The organism is Iodobacter sp., from assembly GCF_025352645.1.
Lineage (GTDB): Bacteria > Pseudomonadota > Gammaproteobacteria > Burkholderiales > Chitinibacteraceae > Iodobacter.
The window spans coordinates 1-4,681 of the sequence record NZ_JANXSO010000021.1; the positions used below are offsets into that span (position 1 = coordinate 1).

A 4,681-nucleotide genomic window follows, 5' to 3' on the forward strand; every position below is an offset into this window, starting at 1 on the left:
CCTGATTGGCTCCTTTGCCACCCCGATGGGTAGAAAATTGCTCGCCAAACAGCGTTTCGCCCATGCGAGGAAGCTGCTGGCTATGGACGACTAAATCCATATTCATGCTGCCAACGACGACTATTTTTGTCATGCTGCACCCTTATTTATGCTGATTGTGATGTGATTTGCGAGCAATGCTAAACCGTACGCAGCAAATAATATAGATCTAAATCAAGAAAATGTAGTGCTTTTGAATAAACTACGGGATTTTCCTGATGGGCGCTGTTTGGGGCCATTTAGACAAGGGTAGGGGTAAACGACTTCCCGAGTATGCCTCTTGCTCATTTTTGTGCTTTACCTGAGATGCATCGACATGCAGGGAGATAAGCCTTAGGGGCGCAGCACATTGGTCTATATGCAATATATGGCTTGGTTTGAGCAAGAGATATAATCAGGAACTACTTTGAAAAGAATGAGGTGTGCACAGAGTAGGGGGATCTGCGGCAGAGCGCGCCATTGTAGATATGATTGGACTGGAAATGGCTTGGGCTAAAGGCATCGTCGATGAAATAAATATCACAGAGCGATGCCGCAAACGGGCGATCATTCTTATTCAGCAAGTTCTACCCGATTTCGCCCAGCAGCTTTTGCACGATACAGCGCAAGATCGGCTCGATGTAGCGCCGCTTCAAAACTTTCATTTTCTAGCCGCTCTGCCACGCCAAAACTACAGCTTAGGCTGCTGCCAGTTGGCCAGCTTTGGCTAAATAGCCAGAGGCGCAGTTTTTCTGCGAGCTGCTTGGCTTGCGCCAAAGCACTGTGCTGACATATCAAGACAAATTCTTCTCCGCCTAAGCGAATGAGTTGTTCGCTGGGACGAATTTGCTGTTGAATATGTTGAGTAAGCAGGCAAAGCACTTGGTCACCGATTGCATGGCCATAATGATCATTTATTTTTTTGAAGTGGTCGATATCAATAAAAATAATGCTGCTGAGCGTATTGGGCGGCTCATTGGCAAGTATTACGCTGAGCCCTTCTCGATTAAATGCCAAGGTCAGCGGATCACGCATGCTGCGTTCTGTGAGTAATTGATTTGTTTCTTTTAAATGTTCTTGTGCGTTTTTTAAGGCCTGTTGCTGCTTATTGCTATGCTGTAATGCCTGCATAGCACGGCGTAATTCAGTAATTAGCCAGCAGGCAGCACTGGCCCCCCATAATAGAAGAAGTAATAATTGCAAAGTATTATTACTAATCCATTTTCCGTGTAATTCGATATAGGCCAGATCAATTTGATGATTTATTCTTTTTGGGTAAAGGCCACTAGCAACCCGAATTTCCCGAATATTACTAAATTCATTATCGGTCCATTTGGGGGGGATTTTTTTATCAGCAATCCACCATGAGGCTACATTAAATTGATTCCACTTCAAAGTATGCGTGCTCCAGCCCAGCGCTCCAGGTAGATAAATTTCGGTAAATTTTTGGCTGCGATAGTCCTCCTCCACGCTATATTCGGCATTGAAATTAATCAATACCAAATTGATTTGCTCTCGTGGATCTTGATAGCGGTATTGGATAGTGAGATCTGCGTATTTAGAGAAATCAATTCCCTGTTTGCCATGGCTCAAGTCCAGATCAATTGAGCAGTAAGGCGAGCGATGTCCTTCTTTAAGTTGGCAATCTAAACGCCAGTATTTGGGGCTAGTGCTGAGTGAGCCTAAGCTTTTACCACCTTCGGTATCTCTATCGTCGCTAGCACTGACTTTTTTGAAATTGCTGGGGTCAAAGCGTAAATATAAATTCATGCCGTAGTGCTGCCAGAGTAATAAAGTGGCAGTCAGCACAATTAACAGGCCAAGCACAAAATGGATGGGTTGAAGAATACGCCACTGGGTGAGGATTTTCTGTGCTGGCATGTTCAAACCTTATCATTGCATTAGTTTGTAGTATCGATTTGAAACGCACAAATGGCTAGTTACTTGTTGAAATTAGCGGAGTATGCAAAACAGCAGTTAGGATGGTTTAGTCCAATCTTGCTATTGATTATGTTGATCGATATAAAAAGTGTGTGCTGCTTATGGTTAATGTGAATCTCGAAAAATCCATCTGATCTCATAATACTGCGTTGCGTTTTAAAAAAATCTCATTACATATCAAGCATATGCAGCGTTAATTATTTTAAAACGCGCCTTGTCTTATTTAAAAATATTTGAGGCCCCCTAATGTGATTGAATGGATAAGGGGCTTTGTTTTAGATTAAGGGAAGATGGCTTTATACCATCTTCCCAAGCCAAAATATTATAAATTAATTCGCCCTTTCAGCCAAAGCGTTCTGCCAGGCTCGTTAATTTTGCTCGTTTGTAAAAATCCACCCACCATCGCGCCCGCACGGCTGATGTGCTCGGCGTAGCTACGATCAAACAGATTATCGACACCGAGGCTTAGCTGGCTGTTTTTGCTTGGCTTATAAGCGGCGTTGAGCGAGAAGATCGTAAAGCCTGCCGTGCTGCCAGTATCTTGCCCAACGATATTGCCCTTGCCTAAGTCGATTCTATTTTGTGCCGCCACCGCACGGATCAAGCCACCTACATTCCAATTGGCCTCATTCCAGCTGAGATTGACGCGGCTTTCTAGTGGGGGGATTTGGGCAAGGGCGCTGTGATCGGTTTGATTATTGCCGCGCACAAAGGAGAGCGCTAACTCACTTTTTAGTTTAGGGCTGAGTTGATAAGCCAGCCCCATTTCACCGCCCCAAGTACTGGCATCCACATTGCGGCTAATGGTTTTTGTGCCCATACGCCCATTGGGCACGCCAGATTGAATCAAAATATAGTCGTCAATCTGGTTATAAAACGTAGAGGCGCTGAGTGATAAGGGGCCATCGTGATGGATTGCGCCCAGATCAAGCTGGCTGGTTTTTTCGGTGGCGGTGTTAAAGGCAGAATTGCTGTCTGCGCTTTGCTTGCTAATCAGCTCCCAATAATCTGGTGCGCGCTCGCTGCGGCCTAAGCCTGCGTAGACCATCGTGTCCGCACTGATATCTTGCTCAAAACGCACAAAGCCACTGCCGAGTATTTCATTGCGCTCTTGCTTGGCAGTTGCGCTGCTTTGGCGTCTATCATTGCCCTGCCAAAAATCGGCACGCGCGCCGCTAATCAGCCGTGATTGCTCGTTAATAAAGTAGCTAAATTCGGCAAAGACGCCGCTATTTTTAAAGCGGGCATCGTCGATACGTGGCTTATCTTGATAGTCTTTTCCGGTGCGTAAGCTATGCTCATCCTGCTGGAAATCCAAGCCGGCTTTTAACTGACTATCATCGCTGGTATTGAGCGTGGCCATGATGCGTCCGCCCCAGGTTAGGCGGTCGGGATTACTGGCCATTTCCTTCCCCAGTGTATAGGGGCGCAGGCTGTAGTTATCCATTACATGATCGATATAGGCATGTGAAAGCTGTGCTTCCAGCTGCTTAAGCCACGGTGAGATATTCTTTTTGCTGAATTTAAAGCTCAGGCTATTACGTGCAAACTGACTGCCATCCATGCCGCGATCGGCGTAAGCGGCTTCGCCATCGCTTTGGGTGGCAGAAAGCTGCAAACGGGTGTCTTCATCAGGCGTCCAGCCCAGGGTAAGATTGGCACTGTGCCTTTGGTAATTGGAATGCACGGCGTTGCCATTGCCATCCTCGTAATCATCCTGCTGGGAGTGAGTGGCAATCACGCTGACATCGGCCTTGCCATTGCCGGTAGCAACCTCGCTCATGGCATCAAAGCGGCCAAAGCTGCCAACGGTCAGCGCCGCATTGGCCTTGATGCCGCCTTGCGAAAACGTGCTGGGTTTGCGTTCAAACAGCACCGTGCCCGCAGAATTTCCCGGCCCATACAGCACGGTTTGCGGCCCTTTGAGTAGGCTTACCTTGTCATAAGAATCAGCAAAAATATAGGCTGTGGGTGGGTCCATACGGCCACCGCATCCGCCTAGAATTTGCTCGCCATCGAGCAAAATATTTAGCCTAGAGCCGGCCATACCCCTAAATACCGGATCGCCATCAATTCCGCCTTTGCGAATCACATTCATACCCGGAATCGTTTTTAAAAAACTAGCCCCGTCGGTGGCTGGCAAAGGCTGCTGCGGGTTTCTAGCATCAAACTCTACTTTTAACGCTTCTTGCATGGCAGGCGCAGTGACAATAACGGGGGAGAGTTGAATGGTTTCTGCATTGGCAAAGTGCGTTGAAAATGCGGAGCTTAATGCGAGGACGATTATTTTTTTCATTGGTGAGGTTCAGTTATTGAATTAATGTGTTGTTTGGAAATGAATCTATTTCTTAATAAAATAATACGGATTTATGTAAATGGAGTATTGAATTGTCGTAGGGTGGGTGAAACCCGCCGTTTTTCGTGTTTCAGCAAAGCTAGGCGGGTTTCACCCGCTCTACGAAAAACATTTCGCTTAAGTTGATAGGATTGGGGAGCAAGCCACTATACAGAAATATTTATTTGTCATTGTGGTTGAATAGCGCTTCTTAAGGGCGTATTAATACGATTAATTATAAATTGGATCCTGATTATGTCTCTTGCTCAGGATCCCTTGATTTAGCCATTCGCGCGGCGTAAAGTGAACGAACGTTCTGTTTTGCGGAGGTGGATCATGCCCATCAATGGCATTCAGATGCAAAAAGGCTTGTCTTTGCCTGAGTTC

The 4,681-nt window shown here is 46.3% G+C and carries 3 protein-coding genes; all 3 read right to left on the minus strand.

Going from position 1 to position 4,681, the window contains the following annotated elements:
- A partial coding sequence (locus tag Q0R17_RS02660; protein ID WP_374759846.1) for a PfkB family carbohydrate kinase occupies window positions 1-133 on the minus strand: 133 nt, incomplete at its 3' end.
- Window positions 134-591: 458 nt separating this feature from the next.
- Window positions 592-1,899 (minus strand): GGDEF domain-containing protein, encoded by a 1,308-nt coding sequence (locus tag Q0R17_RS02665; protein WP_293931889.1) that lies wholly within the window; start codon window positions 1,897-1,899, stop codon window positions 592-594.
- 382 nt (window positions 1,900-2,281) lie between these two features.
- Window positions 2,282-4,255 (minus strand): TonB-dependent copper receptor, encoded by a 1,974-nt coding sequence (locus Q0R17_RS02670; protein ID WP_293931890.1) that lies wholly within the window; start codon window positions 4,253-4,255, stop codon window positions 2,282-2,284.
- Window positions 4,256-4,681: the final 426 nt, after the last annotated feature.

What these genes read in the sequence shown, in the direction of transcription:
- Q0R17_RS02665 (WP_293931889.1), bottom strand. Translation starts at nt 1,899, where the DNA reads ATGCCAGCACAGAAAATCCTCACCCAGTGGCGTATTCTTCAACCCATC.
- Q0R17_RS02670 (WP_293931890.1), bottom strand. Translation starts at nt 4,255, where the DNA reads ATGAAAAAAATAATCGTCCTCGCATTAAGCTCCGCATTTTCAACGCAC.